Genomic DNA, 25,649 nt, shown 5'->3' with positions numbered 1-25,649 from the left:
GAACGGTGGGGCCCTTCGACATCGTGCCCGGTGAGGCACTGGCGGAGGATACGAGATTCGAACTCGTGAGGGGTTGCCCCCAACACGCTTTCCAAATGTTCGTCCGGGGGTTCGGGGTAGGCCATCAGCGTCCTGACCTGCGCCGGAATGAGAGGCGGGGAGCCCGGCGGACGGTACTGGACGGGGGTGAACGAGACCAGAACTGAGACCATCGGAGCAGGGCCGCCGAGGCCGCCCCGTCGGCACGGCCGCCTCTTGACCAGTCCCGCTGCAGCTTTGTGTGCCCCGAGTAGGCGCTAACAGGACCGATCGGTAGTTGACGATGGCTGCTGGGTCACCCGTCCTGGAGTCGGATCGCCATCACGGTTCCGTCGGGGCGGATGGACACCGCGTTCCACTGCTCTGATGTGCTGCGGTCCGGCCACTGCCCTCGTAGGGCGTGTACCTCGCTTCGATATTCATTGACGCGCCCGTGGTGGAGGTGCGTGTAGAGGCTCCTCTTAAGCCCGGAAAACGCCTCTATGCGGGTGCCATTGAGGCGGTAGATGTGGTCGGTACCGACGAAGTCGATGTCCTGGATGCGGTGCTCCGCATCTCGCAGCCCGGCCGTGTTGGCGTGGACGTCGTGCTGGAAGTGGCGTCGGCCTTGTTCCTTGGTCAGGTACTGGGCGGTGGGTTTGCCACCTCCGGTGAAGGCCGTGATCGTGGCTGCTTCCGTCCGTGCCAGCACGACGCTGAACCAGGCAAAGGAGTCGGGCAGTACCTGGAACCCGGGGACGATCGTCTCTCCGCGGTCCGTGGGCCGCACGACGTCGGCCATACGGTTCCCCTGTTCCAGGGCGAGATCCAGGCCGGCTTCTGATGTCTCTCCGGACGGGCGGAGGACGGTCGTACCCGGCGCCTCCAGGATGTGCACGGCAAGGCTCTCCGTGGTGGGGATCTCGGTTCCGATGAGCAGGTACGGGACTGTGCCGTACGGCCCGATGTGCACGGACTCAACGTGGGCGCTGGCCGTACCGAGCTGCTTCTGTACCTGGTGAACGCTGCTGTGGGTGCCCTTGGAGGAGAGGAGAAGGACCTTGGACGGCTGGCCTGGTTTCCAGGCTTCGACGAAGAAGTGGGGCCGTCTCTGTAGCGGCTCCGGGCGGTTGCCTGTACCGGTGCTGCGTAGGGTCCAGCCGGCCTTCAGAGCGATGTCCGCCGGGATCACGGAGACCGAGTGGTCGGGGTAGCGGGACCTGACCAGCTTCTCGGCCAACAGCGAGGCGAAGCCGGTGCCGATTTCTCCGGACTGGGTGGCCTTGTAGAAGCGCAAGAGATCGCGCCCTTCGGACGACAGCTGCAGGTAACGGCCACGGTTGGCTTCCAGGGCCTGGCTGTAGCGCAGGCTGCCCCAGTGCTCGGCGAGTCCTCGCCCCGCACCTTGGCGGGCCGAAGCGGCTCCAAGGCCGATGGCGTGGATGACCTGCCAGGGCGTGAGTGTCAGTGATCGCGGCGCTGCCCGGACGGCCCTGTAGTCGGTGCGTCGGCGAAGGGAGCCCCGCCCGTCCGCTATCCGCTTCTCGTCCTCGTCCGCCGCAGCCTTGGCGACCTGGGCGGCGAGCTCGGGGGATGAGCGGACCTGGACGTGGGAGGTGGTGCTCAGCTCGTGGAGGATCTCGGCGACGGCTTTGGATTCGTCCTTGTTCACCGGCAGCCCTTTTGTCGATGTGGTGCGGCGTGAGCTGGAGGACCGTAGGACGGGACAGGGGAGCGCAATCAAGTGCGTACGAGGGGCGCAGGCCGGTATTCGGCCAACCCCCTTCGAGGAACGTTCGAATGGTGTGCGGTCCCGCACTCCCCAGCCGTCGGCGAGCGCGGCCACCAGGGCCATCCGGTCGGAAGCCGAACGAGGGTGATGAGACCAGGAATGACACCAGTACGGGCGGTCTAACGGCGCCACTGTTGCCGGTACCGGCCAAGAGGTACGAGTGCTTGCTGGCGTTCTCGTATCGCCGAGTACGAGGATCAGCCACGGTGGCAAGATCCTTAAATTTCCTGCCGACCGAGGAGTCTCCTGGATACTCTCGATCGCACGGAAGTGATCAAGTGCCCTCGGGAAACGGACCCGCCAGAGTGACAAAGGCCAATTCCTTCGCGCCGCCACCAGGGCAGGCGAACACCCCGGCGTGGTCATCCCTGGACGACCATCTGTGGCACTCGTGCGAGATCGTCGCGGATCTCCTTGGAGGCGGTCTGGCTCGCCGTCCGTTGATCGCCACGACAGCGAGACTGGAGCATGACGACCGCGCCCTTGCTGTCGGCCCCGGTCAGCGTTCGACCTGGCGAGCCCCGGGCAACGGGCGCTACCAGCACAACAGTGTGGTCGCCGTCGGCAATCCCGCATTCGTCATCGGCAGTCTTCTGGGTTCCGCGGTCGGCAACTCCGCCAGGCGGCGCCAAGCAGCGCGTGACGCCCAACCGCGATGGATGGTCGACGGCCCGGGAGAGGTGACGATCACCCGTCAGAAGCTGCACTTTGCGAGCAGCACGAGTGGACTTGACCTTGATTGGAAGGCCCTGAGCACGATCGACCTCGTGAGCGTTGCTACGTTCCAGACGAGCTTCGTCAGCACTCGCGGCCAGCAGGTGACGACGATGGTGCACACACCGTGGGCGTCCCTCGCCTTCGCTGTCGCCGCCATCACCGCGTTTCCCGCGCATCCTCGTCTACTGAGCGGCGGATGGCTCCCCCCAGGGTTCGAGCAGAAGTGTGCCCGCTTCGGTCGGCCGTGCCGCCCCGCCGCCACACTCGCGGCGCACCAGTGATCCACCCCGCTTCCCGGCACGCGTCAGTGTCGGCTTGGGCGGGGCGTCGCCCGCCGACGACGTTCCCGCTGTCACCTGCCTGAGCGAATCCACGATGTCGACGACGAGTGGATCGAGCTTGAACGGATGCCCGGGTTCGGGGTTGCGCGACGGTTGCGAACGAACCGACGGCGCTCGCTGTGCCTGAGGTCAAGGACGGGGTGGGTATTCAGCCGCAGTCTGACAGGGCTGCCTACTCCCCGCGCTGCACCGTCTAACCTGCGGAGCATGATTCGTGCGGTGGTGTTCGACGTGGGTGAGTGTCTTGTCGACGAGACCCGGGAGTACGGGACCTGGGCGGACTGGCTGGGGGTGCCGCGGCATACCTTCGCGGCGATGTTCGGGGCGGTCATCGCGCAGGGGCGCGACTACCGCGAGACGTTTCAGGAGTTCCGTCCGGGGTTCGACCTGACCGAGGAGCGCGAGAAACGCGCGGCGGCCGGGAAGCCGGAATGGTTCGGCGAGGACGACCTCTACTCCGACGTGCGACCCACCCTGGCCGCTCTGCGGGAGGCCGGCCTGTGGGTGGGAATCGCGGGAAACCAGACCGTGCGCGCCGGTGGCCTACTGCGCGGGCTGGATCTTCCGTCCGACCTGATCGCCACCAGTGATGACTGGGGTGCGTCGAAGCCGGACGTGAAGTTCTTCGACCACGTCATCGAGGCGACGCCTGCCGAGCCGGGCGAGATCCTGTACGTCGGTGACCGGCTCGACAACGACATTCGCCCGGCCGTGCAGGCGGGGCTTCTGACAGCTCTGATTCGGCGTGGGCCGTGGGGCACGATTCAGCAGCGTGACCCGGATGCGGACTCGATCACGACGATGCGCATCGACTCGCTCGCGGAGCTGCCTGAGAAGATCGCCAAGTTCAACGCTGGAGAGCGCTGACCGTCGTGCCCCAGTCGTAGAGACGATCGTCGAGGTCTCGGACACACTGCTCGTTCTGCCATGGGGCGAGCGTGCGTCGGACTTCGCGGATGCGCTCCATGCCCGTCGCGTACCAAGTGATGGCGAGCTGGTCGAGGGCTTGGACGGCGTACTGGCATGCCGCCTCCGGGTGGCTGTCCGCGGCTTCGACCGCGGCGAGATCGCCGAGGACGACCGTGCGCTGCTTGTCCGACTCGGGTGGCAGGTCGTCGAGAACCTCCTGAAGGGTCTGGCGGGCTTGCGGCAGGTGGCCGGCCTTCAGTTGCGTGTTCCCCTTGAACGCGGACAGGCGCACTCGGCTGAACCAGTCCAGCCAGTCGGGGGTGGGGTGCTCCGAGCCCGAGGAAAGGGCGTCCTCGGCGTGATGGATCAAGCGGAGCGCGGCACGGGGGTCGCCGCATCGGGTCTCGCATTCCGCCTCGACGGCGTCCAGCCATGCCCAGAGCTCCGCGGAGGCGTCTCCGCGTCGAGCGTAGGTGCGGGCCGCCATCATGCGCTCGATCGCCGCGTCACGGTCATCGGCCCAGCCGGGGGCGAAGGCCATGTGCGCGAGGATGGCCGATCCGAGAAGAGGGTCGTCCGCTTCCCCTGCCGCCTGCAGGGCACGCAAGAGGGTTTCCGAGGATTGCTCGGGCTGGCGTAGGTCGAAGAACTCGATGCGGCCGGCCAGGAGATAGGACTCGGCGAGTGCGCCGGCGAGGGTCTGGCGAGCAGGGTTCGCAGTCTCGGGCAGGAGAGCGCATCCTAGACGGGCGTGCTCCAGGACTGCGGGGTGAAGTACGGCCGGAGCCACGGACCAGTAGAGGTGTCGATGGGAACGGGTGACGGCCTCGAAGTCTTTGCCCACCGTGACCGGCTGCCTTGTGATGCCCGCCTGCGCAGGGACGCTGGCTAGCCGCACACCTGTCAGGGGGGTACGAGGGGTGCTGCGGACCGTCGAGCTGGCAGGGCGGCTTTCGGTTCCCCAGGGCGGGGCGAATCCCAAGTCCTCCATGCTCTGGCCCAGGAGGTGGGTCAGGACTCGGTGGACGTCAGGCTGTGGCCAGGGCGGTGTGGCGGACTCCCAGCGTCGGATCTGACGGACGCCGACAGCGAGCCCCCTGATGCCCAACTTGGGTGCCGTCTTGGTGATGGCGTCGGCCAGGGCCTGTTGCGAGTTGTATCCGGCAGCCAGGCGGGCGGACTTGAGCCGGGTGTTGCCTGCGGGACGGGGCATGAATCTCCTCCGGGACGAACTCTCGTCAGAGAGTGACATGCGGTGTCCCCGTCGCGGCGCAAAATCATCCACGAGACATCAATAAAGCCCTGCAGAAGTCCTCTTGATGGCCTGTCAGGGTCCTCGGATGGGACCTGCAGGGCCCGGATGATTGCCATCTCCACAAGCCCAGTAGCGCTCGTCTCTGTCCTGTCCCCCTGTGAACGGGAGTTCGTGATGTCTCGCACGAGCACGACCATCAATCACAGCCATCTCGTCATCGACACCGGCATGGCCAAGCCGGACGCGACGACCATCGTGGAGCGGAAGGGCCTCGGCCACCCGGACACCCTGGCCGATCACCTCGCCGAGCGGCTGTCCCGTGCCTACAGCCACTACACCGTCCAACGCTTCGGCGCCGTGCTGCACCACAACTTCGACAAGCTCGCCCTCCTCGGCGGGGCCAGCGAGGTCCGATACGGAGCCGGCCGGATCACGGCCCCGGTACGCGTCCTGGTCAACGGGCGGGCCGCGCCCATGTGCGGGGGCGAGAGGATCCCCGTCGAGGAGATCGTCGAGGCCGAGGTCCGCGCGTTCTTCGCCGAGAGGCTTCATGAGGTCTCGGACCATCTCGACATCACCTTCAACATCACCAGCAATTCCAGCCCCGGTGCCGTCCTCACCGACGACGAGGTTCCGGACCGCACCCGCTGGTTCAACCCCCGCTCCATCGACGACCTGCGCGAGCGGCGGGTCCGGCTGTCGAACGACACCTCGCTCGGGACCGGATGGGCTCCGGAGAACACCTTCGAGTCGTTCGTCCGCGAGCTGGCGAACCACTTCTCCGGGGAGAGCGAGTTCACGCTCTCCCACGCCTGGTGCGGCTCCGACGTGAAGCTCATGGGCTACTGGGACGGCGACCAGGCCGACGTCGTCCTGTGCGTGCCGCAGAAATCGCGCCACGTCGGCAGCCGCGCCGAGTACGTCCGGAACGTCGAGAGCGTCCTCGCCGAGTGCTACCGGCTCGCCGGCCTCAGGCTTCCCGGCGCCGAGGCCCGTTTCCGGCTCAACGCCCGCGACGTACCGGAGAAGGACGAGCTGTACCTCACGTACACCGGTAGCTCGATCGAGTCCGGAGACGAGGGCGTCGTCGGTCGCGGCAACCGCGTCAACGGACTCATCACGCCCCTGCGGCCGATGAACCTGGAGGGCGCCAACGGCAAGAACCCCGTCTACCACGTCGGTAAGCTCTACAACATCGCCGCTCAGCGCCTGGCCCAGCGGCTGCACGAGGCCACCGACGGCCACGCCGAGGTCCACCTGGTCAGCACCACCGGCCAGCGCCTCGACCAGCCGTGGCGCATCCTGATCCGGCTGTCCTCCCCGGACGTCGAGGCCGACAAGGTCCAGGCCCTCGTCGCCGAGACCCTGGAGGGGTTCCCCGCTCTCACGGATGAGCTGGTCTCCGACGGGATCGTGCTGAGCTGATGGCGAGGCGGACGCTCGGAGATGTGCCTTCGGGGTGTCGGGAGCGGTTGCTCGCGCACTACGGCCTGTCGGTCGAGGAGTGGCTGGACGCAGCCCCGGGCCTCCTGGCCGAGGCGGCGAGGCGGTGGAATCTCTCACTGAGGAGCTACCACGACGCGGGACACGCCTCGGCGGTCGCGCTCGCCGTGGCGCCTGACCGGAGCCGCTGCGTGTTGAAGGCGTGGGTGGAGCCCCTCCGCTACCGCCACGAGACGGCCGCGTTGCGGGTGCGGGCCGGCGGTCCGACCGCGAACGTGGTCCACGCCGCGGATGACCTGTCGGTGGCTGCCCTTGAGCTTGTCGGTGGGCGGCCCGGAGGCGACGTCCGTCCCGTACGCGAGACGCAGGCGGTGGCCGCCGCGATCCACAGGGTTCACACGCTCGGCCGGCGGACGCCCGGACCGGGCGTGCCCAGCCTGGACGACTTCCTGCACGAGGTCGTCCTACCGCGCGTCTACCGACGGATGCGCGTCCTCGACCTCGGCTCCCACGGAGGACTCGCGAGGGAGGTGTGCCACGAGCTCGCCCGCCTGCGCGAAGTCCCCGCCCGGACGACGGTCCTGCATGCCGACTTGTACGCGGAGAACGTGATCTTCGACGTGGGGCAGCGTCCTCGTCTGATCGATCCCCACCCTGTGGAGGGTGACGCGGTTTTCGACTGGGCCTTCTGGAGCGTCTACTACGACATCGAACGAGGGACGGCCGATCGGCTCGCCACAGCCGCCCGGATCTCCCGCATCCCCGTACCGGAGATCACGCCCTGGTGCAGGGCGCTCGCGCTCGACGGGCTTCTCTACTACACGGAGATCGGCGACCCCGCGAGGCCGAAGATCGCGGCGGTGCTGTCCTCTCTGATGGCATTCGGAACGGCGACGTCAGGGACGGGGCGGGACCGATGACGACGTACATCCTTCGCCACGGCCAGACGAACTACAGCAAGCGCTACCTCGTCAACGGCGACCCGAGTAAGCGCATCCACCTCAACGAGGAAGGCCGGCAGTCCCTGAGCCACGCCTGGACCACGCTCCCCCTGCACTCAGTGGCCACCTGGCTGACCAGCGAATTCCCCCGGGCTCTCCAGACCACCTCGCTGCTGATGGGTGTTCCGTCCGCCGGCCTCGTCGTCGACGCGCGGCTCAACGAACTCGACTACGGGCATTTCGAGGGCGGTCCTTTCCTCGACTACGCCGTCTGGCTGGACGCCCATGGAGCCGATGAGCGTCCGCCCGATGCGTCCGAGTCCCAGCGCGAGGGCATCCGGCGGATGCTCATCGGGGTGCTCTCCGCCGGCGAGCGCCCCGGCCCCAGGGTGCTCGTCGGCCACGGCCTGATGGTCTCCGTTCTCCTCTGGTACCGCGAGCGCACCGAGGGGGAGCCCATGCCGCTGTTCCTTCCCGAGGCCCCGTACGTCGAACCGATCGCCGTTTCCGACGACGAGCTGCCCGTTCTGATCACCACCCTCCTGGACGATCTTGATTCGGGCATGTGCGAAAAGATCACCGGCGCTGGTGGCACGGCCACATTCCGGATCAGCGAGGGGCCGGCGGTTGCTACCGTCAATTCGGTATCCCCATCCCATTCGCTGGATAAAAAGGATCTTCCTCATGCATGACGCCCGCGCCCTGATCGAAATGGGTGCCGAAGCTGTTCGTCGGCTCGCTCGTCGCGGCTACTCCCTGGACCTGTCCGAGCTGGAGTCCCTCCAGTCCCGGCGCAACCAGAACATCCGCTCTGCCGACGAGCTGCGGGCGGAGTCCAAGCGGGTGGCGAGCGAGGTCCAGCAGACCGCGAAGCAGGGCGGGGACATCGGCAAGCTGAAGGAGCGCGCCCGCGAGCTGAAGGACCAGATCCGCGACATCGAGGCCGGGCAGGAAGGGATCGAGGCCCAGCTCCGTGACCTGCTCTTGAGCATCCCGAACCTGCCGGACGACTCGGCGCCGGACGGCGACTCCGAGGAGTTCGCCATCGAGGTACGGCGTGTCGGCACGCCCCCCGCGTTCACCTTCGAGCCGAAGGACCACGTCGACCTCGGCGAGGCCACCGGCATCCTCGACTTCGCCCGGGCGACGAAGCTGTCCGGCCCCCGCTTCTCGGTGTCGCGCGGGGCCGGCGCGGCTCTGGAGCGCGCTCTGGCCACGCTCTTCCTCGACATCCACACCCGCCGACACGGGTACGTCGAGCACTCCGTGCCCTTCCTCGTCACGCGCAAGACGATGACCGGCACCGGGCAGCTGCCGAAGTTCGAGGAGGACCTGTTCAAGACGGGCGTGGCCGACCGCGATTTGTTCCTGATCCCGACGGCCGAGGTCCCGCTGACCAACCTCTACGCCGACGAGATCATCCCGCCGGCCGAGCTGCCGCTGGCCATGACCGCCCACACCCCGTGCTTCCGCTCCGAGGCCGGCTCATACGGCCGGGACACCCGCGGTCTGATCCGCCAGCACCAGTTCGCCAAGGTCGAGATGGTCAAGATCGTCGATCCGGAGGCGGCGGAAGCCGAGCTGGAGACGATGGTCGGCCACGCCGAGGCGTGCCTGAAGGAGCTCGGCCTCGCCTACCGGGTCATCAAGCTGCCTGCCGGTGACACCGGCTTCTCCGCCCAGCTCACCTACGACATCGAGGTCTGGATCCCGAGCCAGAACACGTACCGAGAGATCTCCTCGGTCTCCAACTTCGGCACCTTCCAGGCCCGCCGCGCCAACATCCGAACCCGGGGCGAGGACGGCAAGCCCAAGCTCGTCGCCACCCTCAACGGCTCCGGCCTGCCCGTCGGTCGCACGTTGGCCGCGCTCCTCGAACAGTGTCAGCAGGAGGACGGCTCGCTCGTCCTCCCCGAATCCCTCTTCCCGTACCTCGGCTTCCGCCGGATCAAGGCGGACGGAACACCGGAGGCATAACGTGCTCGTCGGCGTCTGCGATTTCCCTGGTAGCTACGCCTTTCCGCCCGCCGGCTACGGCGGGATCGAACGATGGCTGTGGGCGGTCGCCGTAGGCGCCCGGGCCGCAGGCGCCGACGTACACCTTTTCGGGCCGGGCTGGCTCGCGGACCTGGAGAAAGACTGGGTCCGCAAGCCGGTCCGCCTGGAGGACATCACCCCCGGATCGCTCGCCGGGTGCGACATCCGCGACACCAAGTACGACCTCCTGGTCGTCGGGCACGAGTACCCCTCAATGCCCGCCTGGACCCGCACATGGAACGTGCTGGACTGCGACGTCGCCACCTTCCAGCACTCGCCGGTCTTCCAGCACACCACCACCGCCTTCGACGGCAGGCGCTCCCGGCTGTACTGCTACTCGCCCGAGATGATCGAGCGGTACGCGGACCACCGGCCGATCCCCGAGCTGGCCGTGCACCTCGGCCTCAACGAGGAGGAACCGCCGGCGCTCGCCGGACGCGACCTCGTCTGGCTCGGCCGCGTCGACGCCGAAAAGGCCCCCCACCTGGCCGTCCGCGCCGCCCAGATCCTCGACCGCCGCATCCGCATCGTCGGCCCGGTCTTCGACCACGACTACGTCCAGAGCCACGCCCGCCTCTTCAATGCGGACCACGTCGAGTGGATCGGCGAACTCGGAGGGCCGGCCAAGACGGCCGCCATCCGCGACGCCTCCGTATTCGTCTACACCTACGCCCGCCCGTACGTGGAAGCCGGCGCCGCCGTCTTCGGCGAGTCCCTCCGCGCCGGCACCCCCATGGCCGCCCTCACCTGGCGCACGGGCACCTGCGCCGAAGCAGCCCTCTGCGACCAGACGGGCGCCATCACCGTCGCCGACCCGGACGAGGACGACGAGACCGTGGCCCAGCGGCTCGCGCTCGCCATCGAGCAGGCGGAGACCCTCGACCACCGGCAGGTTCAGGAGATCGGCCGGCATCGCTTCGACCCCGCCCGGCACTTCCTGGCGATGGCGTCACCGTCGTGCTGACCGGCGCAGCTCGTACGACCGGAGACGCACTGGTCTCGCGGATACTTTCCGTACTCCGTGGGGCGTTATCCCGCCCGCAGTGGGAGTTCACCATCGACGGCCCCCACGTCGACATCCGGCACCAGTGGCGAGACACCCCGTACCGCCCGCCGCGCCGGCCGCCCTCGTGGAGGGAACTCCTCCGCAGCCTGGAGACCGCCTTCGCCCGCGTCGGCGCTCCACGCGACGACTGCCTCCCGCTCCGCTGGGGACGCGACACGGAACTGACCATCTCGGCGATCCAGGCCCTCGACCCGCTCCTCAAGGACGGAAGACCCCAGACGTACCGACAGGGCTTCCTTCCCCAGCCGGTCGTCCGCTTCACCGGTGAACGCGATACCTCCGGCGAACTCTGCGACGGCTTCCTGACCTCCTTCGTCAACGTCTCCCGCGTCCAACCTGTTGGAGGGCTCGACGAGTATGGCGCGATTCTCGACGGATGGTTCTCCGTCCTCTCCCAACTCGGCTTCCACGCCCGCCACCTGAGCGTCCACGGGACCCTGACTCCCTGGCGTCGACGCGAGGTCGAGGGCATCACACTGCAATTCCGCCACCTCGGGCTCGACCTCGGAGACATCGTCCTGCTGTGGAACGCCGATGACCCGACCCGCATGGCCGTAGACCTGGGAACCGGCCTGGAACGCCTCGCCTGGGCACGCACCCGGCAGCGCTGGCACGAGCTGGTCCACGGAGACTTCGCCGGCACGGCACCACCCACCACGCTGGACGCCATCCGCACTGCCACGCTCCTGCTGGGCAGCGGGATCAACCCCGCGCCCCGCGGGACCGGGGGCGTCACCCGGCGGGTCATAGGCACGATCGACCCCGAAGCGGTACGCCTCGGTGTCAGCGCCGTAGTTCGCGAGGCACACGGCTACTGGTCACTCTTCGGTGCCCTGCGCGCTCCTTGGCCTCAGGTCGCTTGCGCCATTGAGGAAGAGGTATGCAGATGAGGGACGAGAGCCGACGGCCCGTCACCGCAGCCGGAATCCCCGGTTGGCCCACTCGGGGATCGTCGGCTACTTATGGCGGCTCGATTTCGCGGTTCAGCGCCGCCGCGGGGAAGTGTTTGTGAGCCTGGTCCCGGTTTGCGCTACCCGTTCCGGCGAGGAAACGGTGTGCTTGTCTCGGGCGCGCCGGCCCTGGGCGCTCTGAGGATCTGCGGGGAGGTCGGCCATCCGCCGCAGCCGCCACACGAGCACGTCGCTGATCCGCTCCGCCGTGTCCAGCTCCCGTTGTGAGGCTGCCTGGGCGAGCAGGGTGGTGAGGTCGTGGCCGGCGGTCCGGGCCTCGGCGAGGGTGGCCGCGAGGGCGGGCCAACCCGGTTCGGCGAGGATTTGATCGGCCAGGTCAGGCAGCACGTTCCGCAACGTGGCGGAGTGGTGCCGTGCCAGGGACGGGGTCAGGCGGCGGCCCCGCTGGTGGAGCATGGCCATGGGGTGTTCAGCGGCGGCCTGGTAGGCCACGCGCAGGTGCTCGGCGGCCCGGTGGGCGGCCTCGGCCTGCTGGGCGTGCTGCTTCCTGGCGTGCCAGTGCGCGGTGGCGGTGATTAGGAAGAACAGCATGTCGATGGCCATTGCTGTGGTGGCACCGTCCTCGCCTCGGCCAAGGGCTGGGCCGCTGCGGACGAGGTCGCGGGCGGTTTGGCGCAAGGCGTGGTCGTGGCCGCGCTCGGCGCGGATGTGAGAACGGGAAGCTCGCTCGAACGCGGTGGCGGCGGCCTGCAGTTCGGAGCGGGTGTGGGCTGCGGAGGTCTCGGCGAGGGCGTCGAGGACTTCCCCGGTGGCGGCGATCTGGGCGGCGACCGCGCCGTCGTCGCCGTGGTCGATGACGAGCAGCGCCTGCCAGGCGGCGGTGGTGGCGCGCCGGCGCGCGGATGCGGGCCCGGTCACCGGCGGCAGGGCCGACTGACGGGTGGTGCCTTCCGAGGTCTGGGTCCAGCGTTCGCGGATGCGGGGCAGGGACAGGTCCGGGGCGAGCTTGGAGCCGGAGTAGAAGACGGGCTCGCCCCTGCCGTTGCGGTCGCCGGGGAGGGCGACGGCGTAGCCGAGGGTGTCGCCCGACGGCGCGATGCGGCGCCGGATGAGCAGACCGGCCGCGGCGAGGCGGTCGAAGAACTCCTCCTCGCTCGCCGCGCCGGCCATCGAGCGGCGGACCGTCTCGCGGAGCTCCTCGCGCGGGGTGCGCTGCCGGTTGTGTCGGTCGGCTTTGTGGCGCTCGGCGCTGGTGGGACGCTTGGCGGCCGTGCCGTCGCCGGCCGCCACACGGTGGAGCCCGTGGTCGGCTTCGATGTGGCGGCATTCGGCCTGGGCGCGTTTGGCTGAGCGGCGGTGGTCGGGGCGGCGACCGTCTTCGCGGACGAGGGCGGCGATGAGGTGGATGTGGTCGTCAGCGTGGCGGACGGCGGCCCAGCGGCAGCCGGCGCCGTCACCGGGGTCGATGCCCGTGGCAGCGATGACGCGGAGGGCGATGTCGGCCCACTCGGCGTCGGTCAGGGTGCGGTCGTCTGGGGCGGCGCGGACGGAGGCGTGCCACACGTGCGTGGCGGGACGCGTGTCATCGGTGAGGAGGTGCAGGGGCTCGTCCAGGAGCTGGGCGAGGTCGGCGAGGGTGGCGTTCGGGTCGCGGCCGGGGTCGGGAGCGAGGCCGTCGAAGGAGGCGACGAGGTGGGGGTCGGTGTGTTCCTCACGGCGGCCGGGGCCGTAGAGATAGGCGAGCAGGCGGGCGGTGTCGCGGCCTTGCTTGTGGATGGAGGGGATCAAGCGGCAGTGCCCTCGGCGTTCGGGTCGGTGAGGCGGGTGGCGATGTGGCGGACGTCGTCGGCGGCATGGCGGACGGCGGCGATGGTGGCGTCCAGGTCATCGGGGTAAGCGCCGCTGTTGAGCGCGCGGGTGGCCTGGTTGAGGTTGTTGTTGGCGTGGCCGAGCTGTCTACGGAGCGCGAACAGGGAGGTCAAGATGTCCTGGCGGGTTGCGATGGCGGCGGCGGTGCGGTGAAGATCGCGGGCGGCGGCGAGCCCGCTGTGCGCGAGGAAGCCGGCGATGCTCATCCCGACGGCTTCGGCGCCGGCGGCGATGATCTCGTGCTCGGATTCGCTGAGGCGGACGCTGTGCGCGCGGCGCTGCGTGCGGGCGCGCAGGCGGGGCTTGCCCCGGCGCCGTACCTGCTGCGGTCCGCCCTCGGTCGCAACTCCTGCCTTCCGTGCCCCCTGGCGCGGGAGGCTGCCCGCCGCCCTCGGGGCGGGCACGGGTTCGGGCGCTCGCCCTGCGGGGGAGTGTCCGGACCTCCAACTTGCTGCGCTGTTCTGGGCTGAGGTCGAGCGTTCCTGCTGCTGGTCGGTGGGCGTGGGGGTGAGGCGCTCGTGCATCAGGGGGCCTTTCTCGTGGGACGGGTGACGGGGATGGGCTGGCTGGTGCGCGGTGGGGTCACCGCTCGCTGACGGTGGCCTTGTCGAGTTCGTCCTGGAGCTGGCGAGTGATCTTGTCCAGGCGCTCTCGGCCGACGGGGAGGCGGTGTGACCGGATGGCGTCTTCGACCTTGCGGCGGGAGACGCGTCCGTCCCGTCCGAGTGGGGCGGTGCGGCCGACGGCGAGGAGCTTGTCCATGGGGATGGCGGCCTTCCGCCCACTCGGCTTCTCCGGCTTGTTCCGGACTTCCGCCACTTGCCCAGGGACCTTCGCCACATCGCCGCTCGGTTCTGGTGTGGCTGACGGTCCGGGACCGTCAGCCACGAGGGCGTTGTGGCGATCGGTGCTGTGGCGGTGGACCGGTTCACCATCGCCGGACGTTGTGGCTGCGGGGTGCGGGCGCGCTGTTTCCTGGGCGGCGGGATGGGCGGATTCCTCGCCGTGGCCCTCGCCAGCGGGACGGTCGTGGCGGGTGTCGGGGACGGCGACGTGCTGGTGGATCTGCCGCATGAGGACGCCGAAGGCGAGGAGCGCGGCGGTCGGCGGGACGGCGGCGACCACGTAGTCGAGGAAGGGGACCGGGGTGGTGCCGATGTTGTTGACGCCGGCGACGTTGAGGGCGATGGAGCCGAGCGACCCGGCTGCGGTGAGGGTGATGGCCCACCAGTCCGGCGTCCGGCGAAGGCCCGCGCGCAGCATCAGCAGCTCGCCCGCGATGATGAACGCGTCGAGGGTCGCGGGCCAGGCCCACTGGCGGGCGGGGGAGCCGCCCAGGCCGTGCTGGCCGGCGACCTCGGCCAGGTGGGCGTAGGAGAGCCAGAACCCGGCGACGGTCAGGGCGACGATCACGACGCCGGCCGCGAGCAGCGCGTACCGCTCGGCGGCCTGGGTGGTCTTGGGTGTGGTGGCGTGGGTCAAGCGGGGTGCTCCTGGGGTGGTTTCAGGGAGGCGATCACGGCGTTCACGGAGGGGGCGTACACGCGGGCCCCCTTCTAAAGGGGGGCCCGCGCGTGAACGCTTGGGCGCGTGTACGGCGTGTACGGGCGCGTGAACGTCTGACCTGCGGGTTTCGTGGTGTTCGTGTACGCGCGGGGCGCGGCGTGGGACCGTGGGCGTGAAGGGGGTGCGTGTACGCCCCCGTGTACGGTCCGGGCCTGGCGCGCAGGGTCAGGAGACGACGCCGATGTGGCGGACGGAGGCGCGGTAGCGGGCCTGCTGGCCGCCTCCACTGCCGCCTGCGGCGCCTTCGGTCTTTGCGGCGAGCCCGGCCTTGACCAGGCGGTCCAGGGTCCGACGGGCCTTCTCGGTGGCGGCACGGTCGGGATTGGCCTCGCCGCTCTGGACGGCGGCGAGTTCGCGGACGGTCAGTCCGTCGGGGCGGGTGCGCAGGATCTGCACTGGATCGAGCGCGGGGTCGACCGAGGTGGTTCCGCGTTCGTGGTCGTGGATGACCTGGAGCGGGCCGATCTCGCCGGTGGGGGTCTTGAGGTGGTGGAGGGTGACGGCGAGGTCGCCGGCCTCTCCGGCCACGTACAGGACGCTGCCCGCGCCGGAGACGATCCAGGTGGAGCCATATACCCGGTCCAGCGTGGGCTTCTGGGCGCGCGGGGTGCCCTCGGTGGCCTTGCGCTGGTGGTGCAGTTCGAGGACCTCGACCCCGGCGCGCATGGCCCGCTGACGGGCGTTGTTGTAGGCGACGCCGAGGGCGTCGTCGACCAGGGTGCTCACCGCGTCCTTGAGGCTGTCGATCACGATCGTGTCGGCCTGGTGGGCGGTGGCGAGATCGGCGAGGAGGTCGGGCTCCTTGTCCAGGGTGGCGGGCAGCGGTCCCTGCCAGACGGCGAGCCCGTCGCGTATCCGGGCCTCGTGCTCAGGCTGGATGCGGCGGGCCAGGGCGCGGGCGATCTGCTTGTACCGGTCGAGCGCCAGGTACAGCACTCGCCTGCTGGGGGCGACCGGCATGTCCAGGACGCTGTCGGCCAGGCCCAGGCGGGCGAGGACCACCTGGTGAGCCAGGGTCGTCTTGCCGACACCGGGGGCGCCGACGATCATCAGGCTCTCGCCCGAGGACCAGGCGGTCTGCTCGCGGGTGCCCCATAGCGGCTCGGTGTCCGCACCGGTCTCGGTGACGAAGCTCCACCCGTCGGTGATGAACCGCGAGAGCCGTCCCTGTCCAGAAGCCAGGGCGCGCTCCCGCTCGGCCCGGACCTCGGTCTCGACCTCGCTGCGGATCGCATCGGGATCGGCGCCGGGCTCCATGGCCCGCTGCACCGTGCGCAGGCCGGAGGCGCACAGGCGCCGCAGGTCGGACATCCGACGCACGATCCCCGCGTAGTGGGTGGCACTGCTGACCGAGGGTGTGGCGGAAGCGAGCCGGTGCACGTAGGCGGCGCCGCCGACCCGCTCCAGGTCGTCCTGCTCGCGTAGCCGGTCGCAGAGCACGATCGGGTCGGTGGGCTTGTTCTTGCCGCGCAGGGCGAGAACCGCCCGCCAGACCGTCTCGTGTGCCGGTCGGTAGAAGTCCGGCCCGTCGAGCAGGTTCCGTACGGCGTCGACCACGGCCGGATCATGCATGCACGCGCCCAGCACAGCGGCTTCGGCGTCCGCGTCGTGCGGCGGCACGGTGGTGAAGTCGTCGAAGGGGCGAGGGCGGCTGGGAGTGTCGTGGTGTGGCGCGGCAGGACGGGGTTCGTCCATACTGGGCACTGAGCTCCTCACTTGCGGGCCACATGGGACGGCGAATCCCAGGTCACACAGGTCGATCGTTCAGGGATGGGCGGTTACGAGAGTTCGAGCTTGGCCCCCGGTGTTCGTAGCACCGGGGGCTTTTTGCGTTCACCCCCGTGCGGGGGCGGACGGCCCACACTACCTGACGATTTCGAAAATGCAATGCTTGCATTCGGCTCCGCAATAGTGTTTCCTTGGATCATCGCCCTGGGTTCCCCCTGGGCCTGATCGAGGAGGTGGAGCGGTGAGCAGTGAGGAAGGGGCGGCCCGTTCCGGCCCGGACCGGCCGTTGCCCGAGGACTACGTCGCCGAGCGGATCAAGCTCGAACGCGAAGCCCGCGGCTGGAGCACAGTCACGCTGTCCGAGCGGATGGCCGAGGCCGGTCACCCCGTCAACCAGGCCGCCATCTGGCGCATCGAGAGCGGCAAGCCAAGACGCCGGGTCAACCTCGACGAGGCCATCGGCTTCTGCAAGATCTTCGATCTTGACATGGACGAGCTGACCAGTCCTCCGGGCCAGATCACCAACGCGCACGTCCGCAGGCTCATCGCCGAGTACGTGGTCAAGTACAAGCAGCACCTCGCAGCCCGCAAGGAAATGGGCCGGATCCAGGGCGAGCTGCAGGAGTACACCGACGCCAACCCGAACCAGGAAGACATGGTCAAGGGACTCCTGGCGCACGAGCTCGCGGTCGCCTCCAACGGCGAGTTCCACCGCCACTTCCCGCCGTCGAAGCTGGTCAGCTATCTCGGCGAACACGTCAACGACATCACCCCGCAGGACTGACCGTTCCGCCGCCCCTCGCTGCTACGAACAGCAGGGGCCGGCCCTCGCCGGTCACGTCACCGCGCAACGCCCATCCCTGAACGATCGACCGGCCACAGCACGGGATTCGCCGTCCCACGCCTGGCCAGAGAAGGACTTCCCCTTGCACGAAAACGGTCTTCCGCTTGCCCAGATAGCCCGCCTCCTGGGCGTCCCTGAGGACGCCCTGCGCACCCTGGTGGCCCAGCGCCGCCCCGCCGCCGGTGACGCCACGCTCGTCGCGCTCACGGTCGAGGAGGCCGCCCGCCGCCTCGGCATCGGCCGCACCAAGCTGTACGAGTACGTCTCCACCGGAGAAATCGCCTCGGTCAAAATCGGCAGTCTCCGGCGCATCCCAGCGGAGGCGGTGAACGACTTCCTGACCCGCCGTCTCGGCGCGCCGGACTTCGGGACGGCCGCGTGACCGAGTCCCGTACCGCCAAGACCCGCCAGCCCAACGGCGCCTCGTCCATCTACCTCGGCAAGGACGGTCGCTGGCACGGTCGCGTCACCGTCGGCGTCAAGGACGACGGAACCCCGGACCGGCGCCACGTCAGCCGCAAGACCCGCGCCGAGGTCACCAAGGTCGTCCGCGAGCTGGAGCGCCAGCGCGACAAGGGCACCGTTCGTAAGGCCGGCCAGTCCTGGACCGTGAAGACGTGGCTCACCCACTGGGTGGAGAACATCGCCGCCGCGCACGTCTCGGAGAACACGATCGACGGCTACCGGGTGGCGGTCTACCACCACCTCATACCCGGCCTGGGCGCCCACCGCCTGGAGAAGCTGGAGCCCGAGCACCTGGAGCGCTTCTACAAGAAGATGCAGGAGAACGGCAGCGCCGCCGGCACTGCCCACCAGGCCCACCGCACGGTCCGCACGGCCCTCAACGAGGCCGTGCGCCGCCAGCACCTCACCGCGAACCCGGCCGCCATTGCCAAGGCCCCCAAGGTCGAAGAGGAAGAGGTCGAGCCGTACACGGTCGAGGAGGTCCAACGCCTGCTCGCCGAAGCGGGCAAGCACCGCAACACCGCCCGCTGGGTCATCGCCCTGGCCCTCGGCCTGCGCCAGGGCGAGGTCCTCGGCATGCAGTGGGACGACGTCGACTTCGAGCTCGGCGTCATCCGCGTACGGCGTGGCCGGCTGCGGCCCCGCTACAAACACGGTTGCGGCGATCGCTGCGGCCGGAAGCCCGGCTTCTGCCCTCAGAAGATCAACACTCGCCGTGAGACCAAGAATGCCAAGTCCCGCGCCGGCCAGCGACCCATCGGCGCCCCCGACGAGCTTCTCCAGCTCCTACGCCAGCACAAGGAGGTGCAGGCCCACGAGCGCGCCCGGGCCCGCGACCTGTGGACGGAGAAGGGGTACGTCTTCACCTCGCCCACCGGTGAGCCCTTGAACCCGAACACCGACTATCACCGGTGGAAGGAGCTGCTGAAGGCCGCAGGCGTCCGCGACGCCCGCCTTCACGACGCCCGCCATACTGCGGCGACCGTCCTGCTCATCCTCGGCGTCTCCGACGCGGTCGTCGACGCCATCATGGGCTGGGAGCCGGGCAAGTCCGCCCGGATGCGCCGCCGCTACCAGCACCTGACCAGCCGCGTCCTCAAGGACACCGCCGCCAAGGTTGGCGGCCTCCTGTGGGGCACGGACGAGACCGCGGGAGAGGTCCTGGCCGACGCCAGCCAGAGCCCTGTCCCCGCCGAGCTGATGGTCCACGTCGCCCGCCTCGGCGAGCGACGGGTCCCCTTCCTCCACCGCGAGCACGCCGACGAGGTCGTCGCACGCTGGAGCGAGGACTGGCCTGACCACACCGCCGAGGTCGAGGAATGGGACCGCTGGCGTTGGGAACACCAGGGCCCCGGCGGTGCGAGCGCCATCCGCGACCGCGTGCCGGACCGGACCGTGGTCTTCCACGCCCGAGCTCTGTTCCTCCCCGGCGGGGGACGCGCGGCAACCGAACTCCCCGAGCAGTGGTCGCTGCCGGTCTGGGAGTTCGACACCGACGCCTACACCGACCGCTCCTCGGCCTGGCGCACGACTCGGCGCCCCGGCTCGGGCCAGGAGGTCGAGGCCCAGGTGCGAGGCACGGACAAGGCGGCTGTGGAGGCTGCCTTCGCCGAGGCGTGTGCACAGGCTGTGGACCGCGCACGGCATCCGGGTAAGTACGGCGACACCGACGAGTGGTGACGAGGCCGATTCCATGTCGTGCCTGGGAGGGTGCCGGTGTTACTTCCGGCACCCTCCGTAGGGGTAGATCGGTTCCCAGGGCTCCAGACGCCTCTGCGGATCGTCGCCCTGAGCCAGGAGTCCCCACGCCTCAGTGATGGCACAGCGGCGCCGGAGACCATCCTTACGGCGTGGTCAGGGTGTCTGGGCGGCGGATTACCGCCGAGATTCCGCGGATGCCTGCTGCAAATCCATTCTCGTGTCGGCAAGCGCCGCCAACCTGCAGGGCGCCGTCTTCGGGGCCCTGCGCGACCTGGGCGTGCTCGTCGTCCACGATCAGCTCGGCGAGGACCTGATCCTTCAAACGGTCTCCCCGGGCTGCGGAGACGGCGGTGTCGTCCTGGCAGCGGTCTGCCACGTGTCGCCAGCGGTCGGCGGAATCCGGATCACCGCTCCACGTCCACAGACCTGCGGCTGCCCGTGCCACCTGGGCCATGAACTCGGTTCCGCCCATGTGGACGGAGCGTGCCCGCCCCGAGCCGGGTGACCCGACCCAGGCGTAGTTGCCGATGACCGCTTCGAGCGCTCCGTCCCTCCCATCGAAGACCAGGAGGCTCGCACCGCTGCCCGTCCGTTCCTTAGCCGGCTTCAGGAGATCCCTGCCCAGACGTTCCGCGGCGTGGTAGCCGATCCGGTGCAACAGGTCGACAACGTCCTGCGGGTTGGTTCCCTCATCCGTGTCGCCGTAGAGGACGTCCACGCGCACCCCGCGCGCCACCGCGGCCTGGATGACGTCGCCGAGCTTCGACAGGCACTCCATATTCACCGTGGGTGAGGCGATCATGACGTGGTTCGCCGCCGTAGCCAGTGCCTCGGCGATCAGGAGTTGGTGGGCCTCCTCGCCGGACACCTCCGAGAACAGAGCTGCTTCGGTCGACTGGTCCAGGGAACCATCACCGCTGCTTCTGAAGGGTTCGGCGTCTTCCAGCCACGGGAAAGAGACGATTGTCTGGGGCGCCGCTGCGGCCCCAAGCGTGGCGGCCGGAGGCTTCCGCCCCAGCATGCTCAGCGGTGTTGGCCGGTGCCCGGGGCCAGTGGCCGGCATTTGAGCCTGTACCGGAGGTGCCACCTTCACGGCGATTTCCTGTGGCGTCGGCTGGACGTCCGGGGCGCTTTCCAGTTCCTCCTTCCTGGCCTGTGCCACCGCCAGGATCTCGGCCGACAGAGCTTGGTGCCAGCCTCGTGGAAGCCCTGTGATGGCCCGGTCGGCGAGGTCGACGCGCACGGGGAGGTAGCGATCGACCGTCACGAGCCTGGGCCGTCCGATGCTACGTACCCACTCGCCGCTGGCTCGGGGCAGTAGCTTCTGGATCTGGGACTCGTCCAGCGCGTTGCGCACGATGCGCAAAGGAGTGGACGGGTTGAGGTCCGGCCGCGCCTCCTGCTTCGAGACGGTCAGCACTTCACCACGCCTGGCCAGCTGTCCTGCCGTGCGATCGAAGACCACCGTGCAGGGTGCGGCCGGAGCCACGACGACCGATGCCGGGTCCTTTCCGGACGAGCACGCCTGCTGTCCTTCGTCGGTGAGGACGAAAGTAGCCTCCCGGCCGCTGGTGACGGCGACCCACCCTGCACCGACCAGGGTCACCACGGCTTCGACCATCAGCCGTTCGTGGACCCGGAAGGTGTCGCATAGCGAGGTCAGGGTCGCGCCCTGGTGGGGGGCGACACCGGCTCGTGCGGCGATCTCCTCCAGAACCCGCCGCTCCAGACGGCTGTACGGGCGGCCCCGGGCCACGCTGAAGTTGACGCTGAACATGCTCACAGGTACGAGGACAATCACGAGTACTCCCTGAGATCAGCCGGGATACGTACAGCCCTGCCATCCATGAACCATTCGTCGAGCAGGGTGACGATCTTCTTGAAAGACCACAGGGGCTGGGACTCGTCCGCGAGACGTACTGCCTGTACCTGGTGGAGGAAGAAGTCCCAGGACCCGACGAGGATTAGCAGGCGCTCCGCCCGCGAGAGGAGCACGTTCATCCGGCCTGGGTCGTCGAGGAACCCCAGGCCGTGGCCAATCTCCTTCTCGTTGTTGCGAACCAGGCTGATGGCGACGACGTCCGCTTGGTTGCCCTGGAAGGAGTCGACGGTGTGGGCGGGGAACCGGTTGCCGTCGATCGCTTCGGCTTTGAGACCGAGCTGGACCTGCAGCCCGGCAGGCAGGGGCGTATCCCGCAACTGCTGGCTGAGCAGGCTCACCTGCCGGGAGTACGGGGCCAGCACCGCGAGCTTGCCCTGACACCCGCCATCGGGCCCCAGGGCCCGGAGGAAGTTGGCAAGCGCGCGTGCCTCCGCCGGATTGGTGTACTTCGACTGGCCGCTGTTCGGACCGACCTCATGGGTGGCGGCATCGTTGCGGCACCACGGCACGTCGAGCCAGACCACGGCACGGTCACGGATGCCGCTCGGGGTGTGGAAACCGTGACGCACCCGCTCGACCGGTTCGCCCTTCTTGTTCAGGGTGCGGTTCATCAATCGACCCTGGTAGTACGCCTCGGAGATGAGCCGGCCGATGTCCGGGTGCATGCGATGCTGGCCGATCAACTGCCCTGCGGACGCTCCCTTCGCCTCTGTGTCCGTGACGAGACGGTCTGCACCCGTGGCCACGGCGCAGTACTCGTACAGACGGTGGAAGGTCCTCAGCCATTCCTTGGCGTACTCGCGGAATTCGTCTCGGTCCGCCTGGCTGCGGCGCTCCCACAAGTCGAGCCATTCCTGGTCGAGCATGCCGGACGCCCGCGCTTTGAGGCGGCCGAGGGTGTGCGCCACCGGGTCCAGCTTGTCGATTCCCTTGTGGTAGTCCTCGTACCGGTAGGGATCCAGCTGCTTGTGGTCACCGATCAGCAGCCAGCGATGACCTGCCTGCAGTGGCAGCGCGAGGTCGAACGCGTGCGCCTTGCCTGCCTCCTCGACGATCGACCAGTCGAACGCCTGACCAGCGGCGAGGGCAACCAGGTCGCCGGCGCTAGTGGTGCAGTACGTGAGGTTCGCGCCGCGTTTGACCAATTCGACGAAGTCCGACGAACGGGGGCCGAGGTCCCCCTGCTCCTGCATCATATTGATTTCACTGACCATGGCCTTCGCGTCCTCCAGCCAGGCGAGCTGCACCTCGCTGGGCGAACTCATGGCTCCGACCTGGGAAATGCTGCGCTGGAGCACCTGCCTGGCCACGCCCTCGACGCCGTCCTCCGGCAATGTGGTTCCGGCCTTGTGCGGACCCCGCAGCCGGATCTGCAGCGGCCTGTCAGCTTCGGGCACGTCCTGGAACGCCTCACCCACCTTCGACCTGAGCACGTCGACGGCTCCGTGCGCCTGGGCCGTGACCAGTACCTGGACGACGGGGTCCTCCGTGAGGATCTCGCGCAGCAGCCAGGCGACGAGGGTGGTCTTGCCCGTGCCGGGCGGCCCTTGCAGCGTGTAGATGGGCCGTACCCGGAGGATGTCCTCGATGCTGGCCCGTTTGGGCTCGTCGACCCGTTCGTGGTCGAGTTCGACGGGAAGCTCGGAGGCGCCTGTGTCCATGCGGACGTGGCTCGGGGTAGCCAGCGAGCGCAGGAGGTATCCGTGCTGGTCGAGGGCATCGATGGCCTTCTTACGACGCCGGAACAGACTTATCTGCCCGGGCATGCCGGCGCTGCGGAGGAACCCCTCCTTCTCCAGCTTTACCCGACCTTTGCTCAGGCCCGGGCGGCTGAGTGTGATGAACTCGGTCGCCTGGTCCAGGGCATCGACCTGCCACACGTTGCCGTCGTCGTCGGACTGGGGGTCTCGGGGCGGGAGCTTCAGGCGGGCGCCGTCGCGGGCTCCCGACAGGATGACCTTGCGGTCGCTGCCCCGTACCTCCTTCTGTAGGAAGTCGATCAAGTCCACGCGGAACGGCTCGAAGACTTCGTGTCCTTCGGGACGCGCGCGCTCCTTGACCACGGCCCACTCCACGCCGTCCTCCAGCCACGGGCCGCGGACGACCTCGTACGGGAAGATCTGTGAGTCGAGGAGGAGCAGTTCGATCTGGTTGCTCACGCGGACGAACTCGTGGAAGCGGCTGAGCTCGCGTGAGACTTGCGCACTGCGGTCGATTTTCGGTAGTGCGAGCTCCCACGACGTGGCGTTCTGCGCGATCGTACGGTCGCGGGCCACCTCGTCCCTGGCATAGGCGAACACGCGGCCAGGCGGGAGTTCGCGGAAGCTGTCGTCGCCCTCGCTGTAGAGCAGCGGCTGGGCGGACCGGCAGTCCGCGACCTGCCAGCTGGACGTGCCGTCCTTCCCCCGGTGCGCCGTGATCTTCAGGCTGAGCCTGCCGCCGACGAGGATGAAGTATGGCCTGTTAGGGACGGCGTACAGAAGAGGCTTCTGCAGGTCCTGGCGGACGAACTCGCATGCCTCCTTTCGGTGGATCGGATCCCCGGGGATAAAGGTCCCCATGGGGTCGAGGCGCAGGTGGTCACGCAGCCCGCTGTCCATCAGGTGATCGATGAACTCCGGCCGCCGCAGATCGAGGGCCAGGACGTACTGCGCGTCCTCCTGCTGGGCGCGCAGGGGGTTCGCCAGGGCCCGAGTGATGTCCTGGATCCGGCCGATGATGTCGTACGGCGCGGTCAGGCGCTCCAGCGGGTCTTCAGCGACGAGGTCCAGCAGCAGCTTGCGCTCGGCCTCGGTCAGCTCGTGCTTGGCGGTGTTGATGGTCTTGAGTACCCGTGCGTGACGTTCGGGCGGTGGATTAGTGGTGAAGCGTTCGAGGTCGAGGAGCAGCCGTGCGCAGAGGATGCCGAAGGCGAACCAGTCGTCGTCCTGACGCCATGCAGTCACGCCTCCCGTGGTGCGCTCCGGTGGAACCGGCCAGCCGACGGGAGGCTGGGTCCCCACCGGACGGCCCAGTTTGACGGACCATTCGAAGCCGCCGAGTCGAAGGGATTCGGCGCCGAGGTCCTCATCGAAGAAGAGGGAGTCGAGGTCCACGCCCCGGTGCAGGACCTGTCGCTCGTGCAACAGGTTCAGCCCTGTGGCGACGCGTCGTAAGCCGCTCCACAACTGCTCGCGTGAGGCCGTCCCGCGGTTCGAGAGCCACGGGTAGCGTGCCCGGCGCCGCAGCGCGGTGGCGACGCGCTCGTAGCCCGGTGCCTCCAGGGCCATGACAAAGCACTGGTGGTCCCGGTCGAGGCCGGCGTCCTTGAGTACGACCAGCGCGTCGTCAGCCCTCGGGCTGCTTGCGACCTTGTACAGGGTGCGCAGTTCCTGGTCCCAGAGGGCGCGCTGCACCCTGTCCGGTTGCTCACCCTCGTACGTCCACGTCTTGAGCAGGTACGTATAGCCGTCGCTGAAAGCCTCCCAGACCTGGGATTCGCCGTCGCCCGTGTGCGGACCTGCGGTGATTTCGTACCTATTCTGCAGAAGCAACGTTCCGATTGTGGGAGCCGTCATCCATCCACCTTCACGAGCTGAGGAGCGGGTGAGCAGATACTGCGGGCGGCCCTGCCTGGCCGCGCGGATGAAGCGTGATCCTACTCACGTTCGTTGAACCACTGCGGCTGGTTCCGGACATGCAGTCGCGTAACTCGAGCACGCTTGAGGCAGATTGCCGCGGCTCTCGTAAGACTGACTCCCTGGCACTCCACGGCGAAACGATCAGCACGAGCCGAAGAGGGTGGGAGTACCTCGCAGGAATCGCAGTCCGGCGGCTTCACCCTTTCTCGCATGCCGGTCCAGCGCTCCCACCACCCGATGTGGATCACCGCCGTCGAGCGGGCTGCCGCCTCCGCCGCACTGGGATGCCCACCATGGGAGCTCGGGCTGTGTGCGGGCTGCGGCCAGCTGATGCGGCGATACGGGCGGAACGCCGCCATGTACTGCAACGTGTGCCGGGCCGTCCTCAGCGGGCGATAACCGCAACTGAGACCAAAACTGAGACCACGCACGTCGAAGGGCCCCACCGCGAACGGTGGGGCCCTTCGACATCGTGCCCGGTGAGGCACTGGCGGAGGATACGAGATTCGAACTCGTGAGGGGTTGCCCCCAACACGCTTTCCAA

20 protein-coding genes are annotated in these 25,649 nt (G+C 68.8%); 12 read left to right on the top strand and 8 right to left on the bottom strand.

Annotated elements, in window-relative coordinates; translation table 11 throughout:
* Positions 1–334: 334 nt before the first annotated feature.
* Positions 335–1,690, bottom strand: a complete 1,356-nt coding sequence (locus AB0I73_RS34310) for a hypothetical protein (protein WP_363044064.1) — start codon at positions 1,688–1,690, stop codon at positions 335–337.
* Positions 1,691–2,115: 425 nt separating this feature from the next.
* On the opposite strand from AB0I73_RS34310, the gene AB0I73_RS34305 reads away from it, so the two are divergent.
* Both AB0I73_RS34305 and AB0I73_RS34300 read left to right on the top strand, forming a co-directional pair.
* Complete coding sequence (locus AB0I73_RS34305; protein WP_363044062.1) at positions 2,116–2,808, top strand: hypothetical protein; 693 nt, start codon at positions 2,116–2,118, stop codon at positions 2,806–2,808.
* A gap of 267 nt (positions 2,809–3,075) precedes the next feature.
* Positions 3,076–3,735 carry an HAD family hydrolase gene (locus AB0I73_RS34300; RefSeq protein ID WP_360202376.1) on the top strand — a complete coding sequence of 220 codons (660 nt, stop codon included), beginning with the start codon at positions 3,076–3,078 and terminating at the stop codon, positions 3,733–3,735.
* On the opposite strand, the gene AB0I73_RS34295 is transcribed toward AB0I73_RS34300, so the two are convergent.
* A complete protein-coding gene (locus tag AB0I73_RS34295) occupies positions 3,716–4,990 on the bottom strand; it encodes a transcriptional regulator (RefSeq protein WP_363044060.1) in 1,275 nt (424 codons plus the stop codon). The two genes, AB0I73_RS34300 and AB0I73_RS34295, sit on opposite strands and share 20 nt — an antisense overlap.
* Before the next feature lie 216 nt (positions 4,991–5,206).
* Here AB0I73_RS34295 and AB0I73_RS34290 point away from each other — a divergent pair, with 216 nt between their 5' ends.
* The 6 genes from AB0I73_RS34290 to AB0I73_RS34265 are packed head-to-tail and all read left to right on the top strand — an operon-like array spanning position 5,207 to position 11,409.
* On the top strand, positions 5,207–6,457 hold the full coding sequence (locus AB0I73_RS34290; protein ID WP_363044058.1) for a methionine adenosyltransferase: 1,251 nt from the start codon (positions 5,207–5,209) through the stop codon (positions 6,455–6,457).
* 23 nt (positions 6,458–6,480) lie between these two features.
* Positions 6,481–7,395 (top strand): aminoglycoside phosphotransferase family protein, encoded by a 915-nt coding sequence (locus AB0I73_RS34285; protein WP_363044056.1) that lies wholly within the window; start codon positions 6,481–6,483, stop codon positions 7,393–7,395.
* Positions 7,392–8,108, top strand: a complete 717-nt coding sequence (locus AB0I73_RS34280; protein ID WP_363044054.1) for a histidine phosphatase family protein — start codon at positions 7,392–7,394, stop codon at positions 8,106–8,108. The genes AB0I73_RS34285 and AB0I73_RS34280 overlap by 4 nt, the downstream gene beginning before the upstream one ends.
* The gene (gene serS / locus AB0I73_RS34275) at positions 8,101–9,393 is read left to right on the top strand and encodes a serine--tRNA ligase (RefSeq protein WP_363044052.1); all 1,293 of its coding nucleotides are present in this window, start codon (positions 8,101–8,103) and stop codon (positions 9,391–9,393) included. The genes AB0I73_RS34280 and serS overlap by 8 nt, the downstream gene beginning before the upstream one ends.
* 1 nt (position 9,394) lies before the next feature.
* Positions 9,395–10,417: a glycosyltransferase gene (locus AB0I73_RS34270; protein ID WP_363044050.1), complete on the top strand. Its 1,023-nt coding sequence runs from the start codon at positions 9,395–9,397 to the stop codon at positions 10,415–10,417.
* On the top strand, positions 10,411–11,409 hold the full coding sequence (locus AB0I73_RS34265; protein WP_363044048.1) for a hypothetical protein: 999 nt from the start codon (positions 10,411–10,413) through the stop codon (positions 11,407–11,409). The genes AB0I73_RS34270 and AB0I73_RS34265 overlap by 7 nt, the downstream gene beginning before the upstream one ends.
* A 93-nt stretch (positions 11,410–11,502) precedes the next feature.
* Here the strand turns inward: AB0I73_RS34265 and AB0I73_RS34260 are convergent, their stop codons facing one another.
* The 4 genes from AB0I73_RS34260 to AB0I73_RS34245 all read right to left on the bottom strand — a co-directional run bounded on the left by AB0I73_RS34260 (position 11,503) and on the right by AB0I73_RS34245 (position 16,560).
* Entirely contained in the window at positions 11,503–13,218 is a 1,716-nt protein-coding gene (locus AB0I73_RS34260) for a relaxase/mobilization nuclease domain-containing protein (RefSeq protein WP_363044046.1), read from the bottom strand.
* Positions 13,215–13,703, bottom strand: a complete 489-nt coding sequence (locus AB0I73_RS34255) for a plasmid mobilization relaxosome protein MobC (RefSeq protein WP_363044044.1) — start codon at positions 13,701–13,703, stop codon at positions 13,215–13,217. The genes AB0I73_RS34260 and AB0I73_RS34255 overlap by 4 nt, the downstream gene beginning before the upstream one ends.
* A gap of 178 nt (positions 13,704–13,881) precedes the next feature.
* On the bottom strand, positions 13,882–14,781 hold the full coding sequence (locus AB0I73_RS34250) for a DUF2637 domain-containing protein (protein ID WP_363044042.1): 900 nt from the start codon (positions 14,779–14,781) through the stop codon (positions 13,882–13,884).
* Positions 14,782–15,030: 249 nt separating this feature from the next.
* Positions 15,031–16,560, bottom strand: a complete 1,530-nt coding sequence (locus AB0I73_RS34245) for a DnaB-like helicase N-terminal domain-containing protein (protein WP_363044040.1) — start codon at positions 16,558–16,560, stop codon at positions 15,031–15,033.
* A 274-nt stretch (positions 16,561–16,834) separates the two neighbouring features.
* On the opposite strand from AB0I73_RS34245, the gene AB0I73_RS34240 reads away from it, so the two are divergent.
* From AB0I73_RS34240 to AB0I73_RS34230, 3 genes are all read left to right on the top strand, one after another.
* Positions 16,835–17,377 carry a helix-turn-helix transcriptional regulator gene (locus tag AB0I73_RS34240; protein WP_363044038.1) on the top strand — a complete coding sequence of 181 codons (543 nt, stop codon included), beginning with the start codon at positions 16,835–16,837 and terminating at the stop codon, positions 17,375–17,377.
* 142 nt (positions 17,378–17,519) lie between these two features.
* Positions 17,520–17,819: a helix-turn-helix domain-containing protein gene (locus AB0I73_RS34235; RefSeq protein WP_363044036.1), complete on the top strand. Its 300-nt coding sequence runs from the start codon at positions 17,520–17,522 to the stop codon at positions 17,817–17,819.
* Positions 17,816–19,582 carry a tyrosine-type recombinase/integrase gene (locus AB0I73_RS34230; protein ID WP_363044034.1) on the top strand — a complete coding sequence of 589 codons (1,767 nt, stop codon included), beginning with the start codon at positions 17,816–17,818 and terminating at the stop codon, positions 19,580–19,582. Before AB0I73_RS34235 ends, AB0I73_RS34230 begins: the two co-directional genes overlap by 4 nt.
* A gap of 163 nt (positions 19,583–19,745) precedes the next feature.
* Here AB0I73_RS34230 and AB0I73_RS34225 read toward each other — a convergent pair whose 3' ends face one another.
* Complete coding sequence (locus AB0I73_RS34225) at positions 19,746–21,359, bottom strand: hypothetical protein (RefSeq protein WP_363044032.1); 1,614 nt, start codon at positions 21,357–21,359, stop codon at positions 19,746–19,748.
* 41 nt (positions 21,360–21,400) lie between these two features.
* Positions 21,401–25,042, bottom strand: coding sequence for an AAA domain-containing protein (locus tag AB0I73_RS34220; RefSeq protein ID WP_363044030.1), 3,642 nt, complete (start codon positions 25,040–25,042; stop codon positions 21,401–21,403).
* 273 nt (positions 25,043–25,315) lie between these two features.
* On the opposite strand from AB0I73_RS34220, the gene AB0I73_RS34215 reads away from it, so the two are divergent.
* Positions 25,316–25,504, top strand: a complete 189-nt coding sequence (locus AB0I73_RS34215) for a hypothetical protein (RefSeq protein WP_363044028.1) — start codon at positions 25,316–25,318, stop codon at positions 25,502–25,504.
* The last annotated feature ends 145 nt before the right edge of the window (positions 25,505–25,649 follow it).

This window comes from Streptomyces sp. NPDC050388 (genome assembly GCF_040655635.1).
Lineage (GTDB): Bacteria > Actinomycetota > Actinomycetes > Streptomycetales > Streptomycetaceae > Streptomyces.
Note: the sequence above shows the minus strand (reverse complement) of the source record. Positions and strands in the feature narration are given on the sequence as shown.